Genomic DNA, 15,682 nt, shown 5'->3' with positions numbered 1-15,682 from the left:
CTCTCCTCATGCCGCGCTGCGGGCCTGCTGTTTTTGCGCATGGGCCAGCGCGGCTTCGCGCACCCATTCGCCCTCTTCCCAGGCCTTACGCTTGGCGGCCAGGCGTTCGTGATTGCAAATGCCACGGCCGCTAATCACCTCGTTAAATTCCTGCCAGTCGATTTCGCCGAAGCGGTAGTGGCCGCTGGCTTCATCAAACTGCAAATCCGGGTCCGGGACGGTCATGCCTAGGATCTCCACCTGCGGCACGGTGTTGTCGACGAAGCGTTGACGCAGCTCGTCGTTGGAGTGCAGTTTGATTTTCCACGCCATGCTGCGGGCGCTGTTTGGCGAGTTGTCGTCGTTGGGGCCAAACATCATCAGCGCTGGCCACCAGAAACGATTGATGGCGTCCTGCAGCATTTGCCGCTGCGCGTCATTGCCCTGCGCCAGCGCCATGCAGGCTTCGAATCCCTGGCGCTGGTGAAAGCTTTCTTCTTTGCAGATTTTGACCATCGCCCGGGCATAGGGCCCGTAGGAGGTCCGGCACAGCGCCACCTGGTTGACGATAGCCGCACCATCGACCAGCCAGCCGATCACGCCGATATCCGCCCAGCTCAGCGTCGGGTAGTTAAAAATGGAGGAGTATTTCATCTGCCCGTCGAGCATCTTCTGATACAGGTCTTCCCGGGCGCAGCCAAGGGTTTCCGCGGCGCTATAGAGATAGAGCCCGTGTCCAGCCTCATCCTGTACCTTAGCCAACAGGATCGCTTTGCGGCGCAGCGTCGGCGCGCGGGTGATCCAGTTGCCTTCCGGCAGCATACCGACGATCTCCGAGTGCGCGTGCTGGCCTATCTGCCGAATCAAGGTCTTACGGTAGGCATCCGGCATCCAGTCCTGCGGTTCGATGGCCGTTTCCTGCGCGATGCGCTGGTCAAAGCGTTGTTCTTCTGTCACGTCATCACCTTTATGATTCCGATATTCACAACAAAAACATTAATATGAATCACTTTGTTTATTGAAGGTTACATATTGGTTAAATAAAACCACAAATTTTGTTTGCTCTTTTTGTGATAATCTCCGCAAAACCTTTTGTAAACCACAATAAATACAGTAAGTTAAGCATAAGGCGTAACGCCATCGCGATCACAATGTTAATAATTTATTAAATACTGGCTTGCATTTTATGATTCATAAAAGAACTATTTATAGATATCACACGTAACACATTTGGAGATTTGCGATGCAGCAGTTAGCCAGCTACTTATCCGGCGCCTGGCAGACCGGCCGGGGCCGCGCCCGTACTATTCATCACGCCATCACCGGCACGGCGCTGTGGGAGGTGACCAGTGAAGGTCTGGATATGGCGCAGGCGCGCCGCTTCGCGATTGAGCGCGGCGGTAAGGCGCTGCAAGCCATGACCTTTATTGAACGCAGCGCGATGTTAAAAGCGGTGGCGAAACACTTGCTGGAGCAGAAAGACCAGTTCTACGCCATCTCGGCGCAAACCGGCGCCACCCGCGCCGACAGTTGGGTGGATATTGAAGGCGGTATCGGTACCCTTTTCACCTATGCCGGGCTGGGCAGTCGCGAACTGCCGGACGATATCCTGTGGCCGGAAGACGAGCTGATCCCGCTCTCAAAACAGGGCGGTTTTGCCGCCCGTCACGTGCTGACCTCAAAATCAGGCGTCGCCGTCCATATCAACGCCTTCAACTTTCCCTGCTGGGGAATGCTGGAAAAACTGGCCCCCACGTGGCTGGCCGGTATGCCAGCTATCATTAAACCGGCAACCGCTACCGCCCAGCTCACCCAGGCAATGGTGAAAGCGATTGTCGACAGCGGCCTGGTTCCGGAGGGCGCCATCAGCCTGATTTGCGGCGGCGCGGGCGATCTGCTCGACCACCTCGATAGCCAGGACGTGGTGACCTTTACCGGCTCTGCCGCCACCGGCCAGCAGCTGCGGTCGCACCCCAACCTGGTGGCCAAATCGATTCCCTTTACCATGGAAGCGGATTCGCTCAACTGCTGTGTCTTAGGCGAAGACGTCACGCCGGAGCAACCGGAGTTCGCGCTGTTTATCCGGGAAGTGGTCCGCGAGATGACGGCGAAAGCCGGACAAAAATGTACCGCTATCCGCCGCATCATCGTCCCGCTGGCGCAGATCAATGCGGTTAGCGATGCGCTGATCGCCCGCCTGCATAAAGTGACCGTCGGCGACCCGGCGCAGGAAGGGATTAAGATGGGGGCGCTGGTTAATCACGAGCAGCGTCGGGACGTACAGGAGAGCGTCAATAAACTGATTGCCGCCGGCTGCGAAGCGCTGCTTGGCGGACAGGCGGACCTCAGCGCGGCCGGAGCCTTTTTCCCGCCGACGTTGCTCTACTGCCCGCAGCCGGATGAAACCCCGGCGGTTCACGCCATTGAAGCCTTTGGCCCGGTGGCGACCCTGATGCCCTACCAGGACCGCCAGCATGCCCTGGCGCTGGCACGCGCCGGCGGCGGCAGCCTGGCGGGGACGCTGGTTACCGCCAGCGGCGAACTGGCGCGGGAGTTTATCCTCGGCGCCGCCCGCGCGCATGGTCGTATTCAGATCCTGAACGAGGCATCCTCCGCAGAATCAACCGGCCACGGTTCGCCGCTGCCGCAGCTGGTGCATGGCGGCCCCGGCCGCGCCGGCGGCGGAGAGGAGCTCGGCGGACTGCGTTCGGTGAAACACTATATGCAGCGCACCGCCGTCCAGGGCAGCCCAACGATGCTGGCGACCATCGGCCAGCAGTGGGTACGCGGCGCCCAGGTGAGCGAAGATCGCATTCACCCGTTTCGCAAATATTTCGAAGAGATCCAGCCCGGCGACAGCTTATTAACCCCTCGCCGGACCCTGACCGAAGCGGATATCGTTAACTTCGCCTGTCTGAGCGGCGACCATTTCTACGCCCACATGGACAAAATCGCCGCCGCCGAGTCGATTTTCGGCGAGCGGGTGGTCCACGGCTATTTCCTGATCTCCGCGGCGGCCGGTCTGTTCGTCGATGCCGGCGTCGGGCCAGTTATCGCCAACTACGGGATGGAAAACCTGCGCTTTATTGAACCGGTCAAGCCGGGAGACACCATCCAGGTGCGTCTGACCTGTAAGCGGAAAACGGTCAAGCGGCAGCGCAGCGCTGAGGAGAAAGCCACCGGCGTGGTGGAATGGGCGGTAGAGATTTTCAACCAGCACCAGCAGGCGGTGGCGCTGTATTCCATTCTCACCCTGGTGGCGCGCCAGCAGGGGGATTTCCCGGCGTAATGGCGGAAAATAGACCGCTGGCGCTCTGTTGGCCGGTCCTTGAGCTATTGCTTCTGCAATCGGTTTGCAACGGTTTCGCCCCGGGAAAACGTTTGTTCTGTGTGATTTATCTCAAGGCGCAGGGGGCGAAAACAGCTACCGGACAGTTCCTTCTCCCTCCGGTAGAGGGTCAGGGTGAGGGGAAGTACTGAAGTGTGGTTCTTTATGTTATCTGTGGCTTCAGCGTACATTGCGCTCCCGGTTAATTTTTCTTCATTCTGTTTTCCGTGGCGCAGGGAGCGCACAGGGGGCGGCCAGTCGCCGCCGCCCCCTGTAACCCGGACTCCGGCCAGCAAAATCGCCGCTGCGCGGTCCCTTCGACTTATCCCTGCAGGCTTCGGGTCGGGCCGAGGCAGCGTCCATGCAAAACACGGCCCTCAGCCCGCATCCATGCGGGCTGCCCCGGCCTGCCGGGAACGTCTCAGCGATGTTGAGGCCGCCAGCACCGGCAGTTTCAGCGGCCCCAGCGCTAGCGCCAGCAGTGATTTGGGGCTGTAGGCCGGGTAAGGCGTTAGCCGCCACCCGGCAAAAAAATCGGCGCTCGTGCTTAATGCCTCTGCGGAGGCATTTTTTACGTCCCTCTGGCAAAACTGACAAATAACCTGGCAAGAGCAAACAAACGCTACGGCGCCGCGGGCTGGTAGCTTAAGGGTGACAAAGCCGACATTCGCAGCGGCATAAGACAACACAACAATAAGATGAGGTCACAATGGCAAACGGCTTGAAATTTTCTCCTCGTAAAACCGCACTGGCTCTCGCTGTCGCGGTGGTTTGCGCCTGGCAATCACCGGTCTTCGCTCACGGTAGCGAAGCCCACATGGTACCGCTGGATAAAACGCTGGAGGCGTTCGGCGCTGACGTGCAGTGGGATGACTATGCGCAAATGTTTACCCTGGTAAAAGATGGCGCTTACGTCAAAGTGAAGCCCGGCGCCAAAACGGCGATCGTCAACGGTAAACCCCTTGATCTGCCGGTGCCGGTGGTGATGAAGGAAGGTAAAGCCTGGGTCTCCGATACCTTTATCAACGACGTGTTCCAGTCCGGTCTCGACCAGACCTTCCAGGTGGAAAAACGCCCGCACCCGTTAAACTCGCTCTCGGCGGCGGAAATCAGCGAAGCGGTGACCATTGTCAAAGCCGCGCCGGAATTCCAGCCCAATACCCGCTTTACCGAAATTTCCCTGCACGAGCCGGATAAAGCCGCGGTATGGGCCTTTGCCCTGCAGGGCACGCCGGTGGATGCGCCGCGCACCGCCGATGTGGTGATGCTCGATGGCAAACAGGTGATGGAGGCGGTGGTCGATCTGCAAAACAAAAAAATCCTCTCATGGACGCCGATCAAAGGGGCCCACGGCATGGTGTTGCTCGATGATTTCGCCAGCGTGCAGAACATCATCAACGCCAGCAGCGAATTCGCGGCGGTGCTGAAAAAACACGGTATTACCGATCCTGGCAAGGTGGTCACCACCCCGCTCACCGTCGGCTACTTCGATGGTAAAGATGGCCTGCAGCAGGATGCGCGTCTGCTGAAGGTGGTCAGCTATCTCGATACCGGCGACGGCAACTACTGGGCGCACCCGATTGAAAACCTGGTGGCGGTGGTCGACCTGGAAGCAAAGAAAATCATCAAAATCGAGGAAGGCCCGGTGATTCCGGTGCCGATGGAACCGCGTCCGTATGATGGCCGCGACCGCAACGCCCCGGCGGTGAAACCGCTGGATATTACTGAACCGGAAGGCAAAAACTATACCATTACCGGGGATACCATTCACTGGCGGAACTGGGATTTCCATCTGCGTCTTAACTCGCGCGTCGGGCCAATCCTCTCGACGGTGACCTACAACGATAACGGCAAAAAACGCCAGGTGATGTATGAAGGTTCGCTCGGCGGGATGATCGTCCCCTACGGCGACCCGGACGTCGGCTGGTATTTCAAAGCCTATCTGGACTCCGGCGATTACGGCATGGGCACCCTGACCTCGCCGATTGTACGCGGCAAAGACGCGCCGTCGAATGCGGTGCTGCTGGATGAAACCATCGCCGACTACACCGGCGCGCCGACCACCATCCCGCACGCCGTCGCCATATTCGAGCGCTACGCCGGGCCGGAATATAAGCACCTGGAGATGGGCAAGCCCAACGTCAGTACCGAGCGCCGGGAGCTGGTGGTGCGCTGGATCAGCACCGTCGGCAACTACGACTATATCTTTGACTGGGTATTCCACGACAACGGCACCATCGGCATCGATGCCGGCGCCACCGGGATTGAGGCGGTGAAAGGCGTGCTGGCGAAAACCATGCACGACCCGAGCGCCAAAGAAGATACCCGCTACGGAACGCTGATCGACCATAATATTGTCGGCACCACCCACCAGCATATCTATAACTTCCGCCTCGACCTCGACGTGGACGGCGAAAACAACACTCTGGTGGCGATGGACCCGGAGGTGAAGCCCAACACCGCCGGCGGCCCGCGCACCAGCACCATGCAGGTGAATCAGTACACGATTGACAGCGAACAGAAAGCGGCGCAGAAATTCGACCCGGGTACGATTCGCCTGCTGAGCAACACCAGCAAAGAGAACCGCATGGGTAACCCAGTCTCTTACCAGATCATCCCTTACGCTGGCGGCACCCATCCGGCGGCGACCGGCGCCAAGTTCGCCCCCGACGAGTGGATCTACCATCGTCTGAGCTTTATGGATAAACAGCTGTGGGTGACGCGCTACCACCCGAGCGAACGCTATCCGGAAGGCAAATACCCCAACCGCTCCGCTCACGATACCGGGTTAGGCCAGTATGCCAAGGACGATGAGTCGCTGACAAACCACGACGACGTCGTGTGGATCACCACCGGCACCACCCACGTGGCGCGCGCTGAAGAGTGGCCGATCATGCCAACCGAATGGGCGCACGCCCTGCTGAAGCCATGGAACTTCTTTGACGAAACGCCGACCCTCGGCGAGAAGAAACAGTAATCTCAACCCACGGTGAAATCGAGCAGGATTTTACCGCCTCTTCCCGGCTGGCCGGCGGCGGCAATCGCCTCGCGCCAGTCGTTCAACGCCACCCGCTGGGCCGGCGGTTGCGTAGTCGTCGGCAGCCGCTGCCAGATCTCATCGAACGCCGCCCGCCATGCCGCCAGGCTGAGGCCAGGCAGCGCCTCCCGCAGATGAAACTTGCGCACCGCCGCGCTGGCGCGCGTCTGGATCAACGGCCGCCCGGATAATAAGCCGTAGGAGACCAGGGTCGACGACGCGGGCAGCACCGACAACAGCGTGTTCCCCAGCTCCCCGCCCACCGCGTCAAACACCAGATCGCTGTGCTGGCTGACCTTCTCCACCAGCGCCCGGTCGGCGTCGAGGATCGGATAGATCCCGGCCTGCTCCAGACGCGCCCGATGCTGCGGCGAGCGAATAATCCCGCTTACCGAACGGGCGCCCATGGCCAGCGCCCACTGCCCCAGCAGGCTGGCGCAGGAGGAGGCGGCGGCGGTCAGCACGATCTGTTTCCCGGCAACCGGCCAGTGACTGAGCATCAGCATCGCAGTCAGCGGATTGATATACCCGCGGGCGGCCAGCAGATCGTCCACCGCCGGGGGAACCGGCACCAGCCAGGTCTCATCGAGATCGATAAACCGTTGCCAGGTGCCGCCCCCGCGCAGGGGCAGCACCCGCTGGCCCGCGGTCAGCCGGCTGCCGAATGGCGCGGCGACCACCTCGCCAAGGCCTTCGTAGCCGGGGACGGCCGGCAGTCGGGTACGGTGGCGATAGGCGCCGGTGATGGGGATCAGATCTGAAGGATTCACCGGGGCATAGCGCATCCTGACCCGCACCCGTCCACCGGCCAGCGGCGCCAGCGGGGCGCGTTTCAGCGTTAGCACCGCGGCCGGCGGCCCGTAGCGGTCATAAACAATGGCGTCGTTGAACATCGACTGGCTCCAGACAACGAAAGACGGGATCATAGCAGATCCCGTCCGAAGCCGCTTACGCTGGCGGCCAGACCTGGGGGAACAGTGGAGAATCCAGCGGGTCGCCGTCCCGCAGGGTCAGCTCGGGGAACGGCGGCGACGTCACGCCGCCGCGGTCGGCAAAGGCGGCGTCATCCCCCACCCAGCGGGCGGAGAAGACCCGTCGCGCCCGCGCTCCAGGGTTGCCGCGGGCGCCATGGACGGTGCGAAAATGAAAGGCCACCGCATCCCCCGGCTCCAGCGCCCAGCTGACGATATCGTACTCGTCCTCATGGGCGTCGATATCCGGCAGCGCGCTGAACCGGGTGTGCTCGTAGAGCCTGGTGCCATTGAAGCGGGTGGGACTGTACTCCGCCTCCCAGCGATGCGACCCGCGAATGCAGCGCAGCGAGGTGGCCTCTGCTACCGGGTCCAGCGGGATCCAGAAGCTGACGTTCTGTCGGCCGGAGACGCAATAGTAAGGCTGGTCATGATGCCAGGGGGTGACCGTGCTGCCCCCGGCGGGTTTGACCAGCGTATGCTCATGGAAAAATTTCGCCGTCTGCGACTGCATCAGCGCCGCGGCGATTTCGGCGGCGGCCGACTGGAAGACAAACTCGCTAAACGCCGGGATCCGCGACCAGTTGCAGTAATCCTGAAAAAAAGGCGGCGAACCATCTTTGGGGATCACCGTGCGCGCATGACCATATTCGCTGGGGCTGGCCATCAGCGCCGTGACCCCCTCGGCGAGGCGCTCAACCCAGGGGGTAAAAACGCCCTTCAGTAATACCACGCCATCCGCCTGCCAGCGGTCGACTGTCGCTTGATCGATATGGTGAGAGTGTTGGTTGTGCATCGCTTGGGTTCCTGTGTGGGTGGATCAGGTAAGCGGTTCTGCGGGCTCGGCGCGCATCCACGCGCAAAGCTGGCCCAGCATCGCCATGCAGCGTTCGGTCTGGTCGATGCTGATGTACTCATCGGCCTTATGGCCCTGGGCCATGCTGCCCGGCCCGCAGACCAGGGTCGCGACGCCCATCTCGTCGAACAGCCCCCCTTCGGTGCCGAACGCCACGGTGGAAAACCGATCGCTGCCGCACCACTGCGCCAGCCAGCGGGCGAAGTCGGACTGTGGATCGCTGAGCAGCGGCGGGTAGTGGCTCAACAGCTGAAACTGGATGTCGCTTCCGCCGCCGACCCGGCGCATCTCCGGCAGCAGCCGGCGGCGGGCGTAGGCCGCCAGCGCTTCGGTAACCGCTTCGGGACGCATCCCCGGCAGGTAGCGGATTTCAAAATCAAAGCGACAGGACTGCGGAACGATGTTCAGCGCGGCGCCGCCCTGAATGGTGCCCACCTGCAGGGTGCTGAAAGGCGGCGAAAAGCGGCTGTCCAGCTGCCGGGCCAGACGCTCGCCCAGCCGATCCAGGCGGTTGATCAGCCTGGCCGCGTAGCGGATGGCGTTCACCCCCTGCGGGGCATAGGCCGAATGGCAGGCCTGGCCCTCAATGCAGCAGCGCATGGCCAGTTTGCCTTTATGACCGAACACCGGCTGCATCTCCGTCGGCTCGCCGATGAGGCACAGCGCCGGTTTCTCCGGCGAGGCCTGCAGAAAATCCACCAGGCTGCGCACGCCGAGGCAGCCGACCTCTTCGTCATAGGAGAAGGCCAGATGCAGCGGCATCCGCAGCGGCGCCGCCAGAAAGTCATCCACCGCCGCCAGCACGCAGGCGAGAAAGCCCTTCATATCGGCGCTGCCGCGGCCGTAGTAGCGGCCATCGCGCTCGGTCAGGCTGAACGGCGGCACGCTCCAGTCCTGCCCGTCCACCGGGACCACGTCGGTATGGCCCGAGAGCATCACCCCGCCGCCGCCGGACGGCCCCAGCCGGGCGTAGAGATTGGCCTTTCCCCCCGACGGGTCATAAAAGCGGCGGGACGCCACGCCGCGGGCGGCGAGAAAATCGGCGATCCAGTCGATCATCGCTATGTTTGAATGGCGGCTGGTGGTATCAAAGGCCAGCAGCGCGGCAAGGATCGCTCCCGGCGTGTTATTCATCGCCAGGCACGCCATAGGCCGGCGCCTCGCGCGGGTCGAGCGCCCGGGTAATATAGGCCTCCATTTGCGGCTCCCACGCCAGCCACAGCTGCTCAAGGGCCGCCAGCGGATCCGCTTCCGCCCAGTCAATGCGCAGGTCGACCACCGGCCACGGGTAATCGTCCACCACCTTCACCGCCGCCGAGTGGACCGGCCCGGCCTCGCCCCCGGCGACGATCCCGGCGCGCAGTCCGGCCAGCAGCCGGCTGGTCAGCTCACCGGTGGCGGCCTCAAAGGCGCCCACCATCGCAGCGATCACCCCCTCACTGGCCAGCATGTTGCCCGCCGCCACGCAGTTATCCCCCACCAGGGCGCCGCCGATCCCGAGGGTGAATTCCCCGCTGAACACCGCCGTGTCGCCGTTGGCGTCAATCGCCGCGACCTGGCGATATTCGCGGAAGCGATCCTCCGCCAGCGCCTGCTTCAGGGCCTGCTCAACGCTGGCTCCCGCTTCGAGCGCGCTGAGGATCTGCGGCCCCAGCGACGGCAGGGTAATGTTCTGGCTGGAAACCGCCCCCACGCCGGGCAGCAGCCACGGACAGCGCGACCCGACGGCCATGCTCGATGAACTAATGGCGATGCCCAACTGACCCGTTTCCGGGCAACGGGCGGTAAGGGAAAGGGTCATTCTGCCGCCTCCCCCTGCCAGTCGTCAGGGATCACCGCCGTGACGTCAATCTCCATCAGCCACTGCGGCTGCGCCAGGGCCGACACCACCACCCCGGTGGAGATGGGAAAGACCCCTTTCAACCATTTTCCCACCTCCTGATAGACCGGCTCGCGATAGCGGGGGTCGATCAGATAAGTGGTGGTCTTGACGATATGCGAGAGGTCGCTGCCGGCCTCTTTCAGCAGCTGCTCGACATTCTTCATCGCCTGTTCCGCCTGGGCTCGCGGGTCGCCGAGGCCGATCAGGTTGCCGGCGAAATCGGTGCCGACCTGGCCGCGAACGTAGACGGTATTCCCGGCCCGCACCGCCTGGCACAGATCGTTGTTCAGCGCCTGGTTCGGGTAGGTCTCTTTGGTGTTAAACATGCGAATACGGGTATGGGTTGGCATCAAAGCACTCCTTCAGGAAACGGTTATCAGGACGGCTGGTAACGCTGATACTGGCGCTGAATGGCGATCTGGTCGGCAATATATTTGGCATCGTGCCAGACGCCCCAGATAAAGGTGGACCCGCGCCGCGACAGCCACGGCAGGCCGAGAAAATAGACCCCCGGCTCCGTCGACACGCCGCGGTGATGCTGCGGCCGCTGCGCGTCATCGAAGGCGTTGACCTTCAGCCAGCGATAGTCGGTGGTATATCCGGTCGCCCAGATGATGGCGCCGATCCCGGCCTCGGCCAGGTCGAGGCTAAGCAGCGGGTCGCTGACGCAGGCCGGATCGGGCAGAAACTCACGGGCGGAGGGCTCTTCAGGCAGATCCGAACCGTTGCGCGCTACCCAGTCGTCGGCGGCGTCGAGCAACGCAAGATAAGAGGCATCGCCGCGGCGGATATTCTCCGCCAGGTCGGGGTGGAACAACGCCCTGGCGCCGTCAAAGCCGCGGGTCTGCCCCACCAGGGTGACCCCTTGATGCGCCAGTTGGCGAAAATCGACGGTATGGCCGCCGCGCGCGCCGCTCACCGCGATAGTGACATGCTCTTTCCCCGGCGCATTGGCCGCGGCGTCCCACATTCCCAGCACCCCGAGCCACCAGCAAAAATCGCGCTGGCGATAGCGACGCGGCGGCCGGTCGTGCGCCCCCACCGACAGCCACACCGCGCGTCCGGCCCGCTGCAGCTCATCGGCAATCTGGACGCCGGAGGATCCGGCCCCCACTACCAGCACGCCGCCCTCCGGCAGCTGCTGCGGATTAAGATAGTGCGCCGAGTGGAGCTGCTGAATAGCCGGACTCTGCGGGGCGATAGCCGGGATCGCCGGGCGCTGAAAGGGTCCGGTGGCCGCTACGATCCGCTGCGCCTCAATCACCCCCTGGGAGGTGTCGACACGAAAGCCCGGTCGCCCGGCGAGGCGTTCGGCGCTGTACACCTCCACCCCGGTACGGATCGGCGCATTGAAGCTGCGGGCATAGGCGGCAAAATAGTCCGCAACCTGCTCTTTGCCGACAAAGCTATCCGGCGGGCAGTCCGGGAACACCATCCCCGGAAACCGATCGTGCCAGGCCGGGCCGTTGGTCACCAGCGAATCCCAGCGCCCGCTGCGCCAGGCCTGGGCAATACCCTGTTTCTCCAGCACCAGGTGGGGGATATCCAGCCGGGTCAGATGCTCGCTCATGGCGACGCCCGCCTGCCCCGCGCCGACCACCAGGGTATCGATCTCGGTTATCTGTTCAGTCATTTCTCTATCCTTCAAGCACAGTTGCCGACGAGGTCGCCGGAATTGACGGCTTTCAGGTTATTTAACTGTGACGAATTGGTAAAATATTATAAAACGATCGACTGAATAGAATTTTACGAGGCTGAGTGACGACAAAAAAAATAACGCCTGCCGGATCGACAGGCGTTATTTCAGCCGTGAGAGGGGGTTAATTCGATACTGCGGCAATAATCCATAAACAGTTGCGTTGGCCGCGTCGGCTCATTATTCGCGAGATGCGCCATAATTAAGGTTGAGGCGGGCATATCGTCGGCAATATCCCGCTGCACCACCCTTTCACCATCGTAGGTCATATCGCAACAGGGCCGGGTGACCAGCACCGAAAAACCGAGCCCCTGGCCGACCATACAGCGCACCATTTCGATAGAGGGTGAGCTGTAAGCTACTTCCGGGTGATAGCCTTTTTCCTTAAAGATGGAGATGAAATAATTTTTGCTCGGGACCGCATCAAGGAGGATCATTGGCTCGCGGCTCAGCTCCTGCAGCGTCACCTGCGCCTTTTGCGCCAGCGGATGCGCGGCGGGCAGCAGCGCGTAGGGTTTATGCGGGGCGTTAAGCCGTTCTTTATTGATCGAGTGGCCAAGCTCCAGATCGTAGACCAGCGCCAGGTCAAAGCGGCCGCGGTGCAGGCCATGCATCAGCTCATGCTGTTCGCCGTCATACAGATGCAGCGTTATTTCCGGATAGCATTTCTTAAATCCAGCCACCAGCTTCGGCATATACAGCGGAGCTACCGATTCAAAGCAACCGATGGAGATCATGCCAGAAACCAGCTCTTTATCCGCCCGCGAATTCTGCTCAAATTCCCACGACAGGCGCAGCAGCTCCTTCGCTTTATCGTAGATCCGCCGACCGCTGGAGGTGAGCGAGACGCCCTGCGCGTGGTGGCGAATAAACAGCTGCTGGTCGAAGGTGCTCTCCAGATTCTTAATGGCAATGGAAATCGACGGCTGCGCAATGTGCAGCTGGCGGGAGGCCTCGGCGATACTCTCCGTCTCCACCACGGTGACGAAATATTTGAGCTGCTTCAGGGTAAATCGGTTCATAGCATCACCATTGATAAAATATGGTCCGGCGCACGCAGGAAATAGTTTTCCCCTAAGTCCCAAGCAATCCGCGTGCCACCCGCGAAAAATGGCGGCGCATTGCCCGCCAGGGGGCGATATTATTTATTCTCCTCCCTCGCCGGCACGGTTTATTTCCGCTTTTGCACCATCATGCAACACGCTGCACATTGAGCAGGCAGCGGTCGCCCCAGTTTCGCGCAAAATAACCTGCCTGCATAAAATATCGTTATTCAATTGCAGCTATTGTTTTTAAATTGTTTACGCAAAGTATCCTGATAATCACTTTAAATTCCATATCGTTAATAACGCTGTATAGTTTTTTTAAACTTAAAGACCAAAAATTTACTAATTGCCTCTGAAAGCATCCTGCCAGCATAGTGTATTCGCACGATGAACACCGGCGGCTCCCCATTAATGCACAGCCGAGCCGCTTTCATTTAGGTTAATTATGACGAGTGAAATAGCCCATGACGTTTAACTGGAACTACATGTTAAGCCTGCTCAGCGATGCCGATTTTTGGTGGGCCACCTGGACCGTCATTAAATTAAGTCTGCTGACCTGGGGCTGCAGTATTGTGCTCGGATTTATTCTGGCGCTGGCTAAACAGTCGCCGCGCGGCTGGTTATCCACCCCTGCCCGGCTGTATATCTGGTTATTTCGCAGTATGCCGCTGCTGGTCCTGCTGATTTTTGTCTACAACATGCCGCAGGCGCTGCCCTCCTTCGCGCCGGTGCTGAACGATCCCTTCTGGGCCGGCCTGCTGGCGATGGTCCTCAGCGAAGCGGCCTATATTGCCGAGATCCATCGCGGCGGGCTGCTCTCCATCCCCCGCGGGCAGAGTGAAGCCGCGCGGGCCCTGGGTTTACGCTACGCCGGGATCCAGTGGCGGGTGATCATTCCCCAGGCGCTGCGCGTCGCCCTACCGGCGCTGGCCAATGAGTATATCGCCATCGTGAAGCTCAGTTCGCTGGTGTCGGTGATCTCCCTGACCGAAATATTGATGGTCGGCCAGCAGCTCTACTCGCAGAACTTTCTGGTCATGGAGACCATGACCGCCGTGGCGTTTTATTACATCTTTATCGTCACGGTGTTCGATTTTCTGCTGAAACGGCTGGAGAACTACCTCGATGTCACCCGACGCGACACCGCCCGGCCGGTGGATGCCGAGATGCAGCAGTTGGCGACCGCCCGTCGCCCGGCGATGGCGCGCAGCGTCTCCCAGGGCCAGGAGCCGGCGCTGCAGGCCTCTAAGCTGCATAAGGCCTACAACAATGTCGAAGTGCTGGGGGCGGTGAGCCTGCAGATCCAGCCCGGCGAAGTGGTCTCGGTTATCGGCCCGTCGGGCTCGGGGAAAACCACCCTCATTCGCCTGCTAAACGGTCTTGAGCAGATCGATAACGGCGAAATTCAGATTAACGGCCAGCCCTTTATTCATCTCGACCGTCAGGGGCAGCAGAAGCCGCGCTTTATGGAGAATGCCGAACACCGTCTGAATATCGGCATGGTGTTCCAGAGCTTTAACCTGTTCCCGCATCTGACCGTGTTCGGCAATCTGCTGCTGGCTCCGCGCTATCACCATCTGGCGAGCGACGCGGAGCTGCGCCAGCACGCCTGCGAGCTGCTGCACAAGGTGGGCATGCTGGAACACGCCTGGAAGTATCCGCACCAGCTCTCCGGCGGTCAACAGCAGCGGGTGGCGATCGCCCGCGCCCTGATGATGCGTCCGCAGATCATGCTGTTCGATGAGCCCACCTCGGCGCTGGATCCGGAAAAAGTGAATGAGGTGCTGCAGGTTATCGAATCCCTGGCCCACGAAGGCATCACGATGGTCATCGTCACCCACGAGATGAACTTCGCCTTCAAAGTGTCTGACCGGATCGTGTTTATGGAGAAAGGCCGGGTGGTGTGCGATGACACGCCGCAGGCGATGCGCAGCGGGCAACACCCGCGGGTCGAGGCCTTTCTGAAAGATGTTTCTCTGGCTTAACTATCGGGACGTGAAGAGGAAAAACTATGATTGCGCAGTGGCAAATTGAGCAGTTTCATCAGCAGGGTTATCTGGTGGTCGAAGGGGTGCTTTCCGCCGCCGACATCGCCACGCTGCAGAGCGATTTCGACGGCTGGGTCGAGGAGAGCCGCCGTCACGCGACGGCGTGGGGAGAAACCCTTGACGGGCGGCCGCGTTTCGATATCGAACGCGACCATGCTCCCGACCATCCGTCGCTGCGCCGGGTCGCCTCCCCGACGGAGATCTCCGAGGCCTATCGCCATACTGCGCTGAATTCGCGGATGGCGGCCATCGCCGGGCAGCTGATCGGCGGCAACGGCACCCGTTTTCACCACAGCAAAATTAACTCCAAGCTGCCGCACACCGCCACCGAGGTGAAATGGCATCAGGATTTCCTCTTCACCCCGCACAGCAATGACGACATTATCACCGCCCTGCTGATGGTCAGCGAGGTGACGCCGGAAAATGGCCCGCTCAATGTGGTGCCGGGCAGCCATCAGGGGCCGCTGTGGTCCCACTGGCAGGAGGGTCGCTTCACCGGGGCGGTGGATGACGAGGTGGTGACGGCTCAGTGCCAGCAGCCGCAGGCCTGTTTTGGCCCGGCGGGCTCAGTCTGCTTTATGCATACCCGCCTGCTGCACGCCTCCAGCCCCAACGAAACCGCCCTGCCGCGCACCCTGTTCATCAGCGTCTACGCCGCTGAGGATGCGCTGCCCTTCGGCGAAAACCCGCTGCCGAGCCGCCATGCCGGCCAGCTGGTGGCCGGGGAAGATAGCGGTCTGGTGCGCAGCACCAATAACCAGCTTCGCCTGCCGCAGAAGCCGCGCGGCGCTTCGTTTTTTGTTCAGCAGGCCGGTGCCGATCGCGCCAGCATGTAATTC

General features: G+C 61.2%; 12 protein-coding genes. 4 read left to right on the top strand and 8 right to left on the bottom strand.

The genetic code is table 11. From position 1 onward, the window contains the following. Positions 1-6: 6 nt before the first annotated feature. Entirely contained in the window at positions 7-936 is a 930-nt protein-coding gene (paaA, locus tag KHQ24_RS07950) for a 1,2-phenylacetyl-CoA epoxidase subunit PaaA (RefSeq protein ID WP_004176377.1), read from the bottom strand. A gap of 286 nt (positions 937-1,222) precedes the next feature. Here paaA and paaZ point away from each other — a divergent pair, with 286 nt between their 5' ends. Both paaZ and tynA read left to right on the top strand, forming a co-directional pair. Further along, a complete protein-coding gene (gene paaZ / locus KHQ24_RS07945) occupies positions 1,223-3,268 on the top strand; it encodes a phenylacetic acid degradation bifunctional protein PaaZ (protein WP_064187296.1) in 2,046 nt (681 codons plus the stop codon). 748 nt (positions 3,269-4,016) lie between these two features. Continuing rightward, positions 4,017-6,284 (top strand): primary-amine oxidase, encoded by a 2,268-nt coding sequence (tynA, locus tag KHQ24_RS07940; RefSeq protein WP_064187297.1) that lies wholly within the window; start codon positions 4,017-4,019, stop codon positions 6,282-6,284. Positions 6,285-6,286: 2 nt separating this feature from the next. On the opposite strand, the gene KHQ24_RS07935 is transcribed toward tynA, so the two are convergent. From KHQ24_RS07935 to KHQ24_RS07905, 7 genes are all read right to left on the bottom strand, one after another. After that, entirely contained in the window at positions 6,287-7,270 is a 984-nt protein-coding gene (locus tag KHQ24_RS07935; protein ID WP_211777210.1) for a zinc-dependent alcohol dehydrogenase family protein, read from the bottom strand. A gap of 22 nt (positions 7,271-7,292) precedes the next feature. Further along, positions 7,293-8,111: a phytanoyl-CoA dioxygenase family protein gene (locus KHQ24_RS07930; protein WP_004204030.1), complete on the bottom strand. Its 819-nt coding sequence runs from the start codon at positions 8,109-8,111 to the stop codon at positions 7,293-7,295. Positions 8,112-8,135: 24 nt separating this feature from the next. Continuing rightward, the gene (argE, locus tag KHQ24_RS07925) at positions 8,136-9,305 is read right to left on the bottom strand and encodes an acetylornithine deacetylase (RefSeq protein ID WP_135730135.1); all 1,170 of its coding nucleotides are present in this window, start codon (positions 9,303-9,305) and stop codon (positions 8,136-8,138) included. After that, the gene (locus KHQ24_RS07920) at positions 9,298-9,972 is read right to left on the bottom strand and encodes a DUF1028 domain-containing protein (protein WP_119620720.1); all 675 of its coding nucleotides are present in this window, start codon (positions 9,970-9,972) and stop codon (positions 9,298-9,300) included. The genes argE and KHQ24_RS07920 overlap by 8 nt, the downstream gene beginning before the upstream one ends. After that, positions 9,969-10,403, bottom strand: coding sequence for a RidA family protein (locus KHQ24_RS07915; protein ID WP_004190423.1), 435 nt, complete (start codon positions 10,401-10,403; stop codon positions 9,969-9,971). The genes KHQ24_RS07920 and KHQ24_RS07915 overlap by 4 nt, the downstream gene beginning before the upstream one ends. Before the next feature lie 26 nt (positions 10,404-10,429). Continuing rightward, complete coding sequence (locus KHQ24_RS07910) at positions 10,430-11,686, bottom strand: flavin-containing monooxygenase (protein ID WP_211777209.1); 1,257 nt, start codon at positions 11,684-11,686, stop codon at positions 10,430-10,432. 170 nt (positions 11,687-11,856) lie between these two features. After that, positions 11,857-12,771 carry a LysR substrate-binding domain-containing protein gene (locus tag KHQ24_RS07905; RefSeq protein ID WP_004204026.1) on the bottom strand — a complete coding sequence of 305 codons (915 nt, stop codon included), beginning with the start codon at positions 12,769-12,771 and terminating at the stop codon, positions 11,857-11,859. 488 nt (positions 12,772-13,259) lie between these two features. Here KHQ24_RS07905 and KHQ24_RS07900 point away from each other — a divergent pair, with 488 nt between their 5' ends. Together KHQ24_RS07900 and KHQ24_RS07895 are read left to right on the top strand one after the other, a co-directional pair. Then, positions 13,260-14,780: an amino acid ABC transporter permease/ATP-binding protein gene (locus tag KHQ24_RS07900; RefSeq protein ID WP_023318097.1), complete on the top strand. Its 1,521-nt coding sequence runs from the start codon at positions 13,260-13,262 to the stop codon at positions 14,778-14,780. A 26-nt stretch (positions 14,781-14,806) separates the two neighbouring features. Beyond that, positions 14,807-15,679, top strand: a complete 873-nt coding sequence (locus KHQ24_RS07895; protein WP_211777208.1) for a phytanoyl-CoA dioxygenase family protein — start codon at positions 14,807-14,809, stop codon at positions 15,677-15,679. Positions 15,680-15,682: the final 3 nt, after the last annotated feature.

The organism is Klebsiella sp. 54 (assembly GCF_018223875.1).
Classification (GTDB): Bacteria; Pseudomonadota; Gammaproteobacteria; order Enterobacterales; family Enterobacteriaceae; genus Klebsiella; species Klebsiella quasipneumoniae.
The sequence above is the reverse complement of the archived record's forward strand: the minus strand, read 5'-3'. Positions and strand labels throughout refer to the sequence as shown.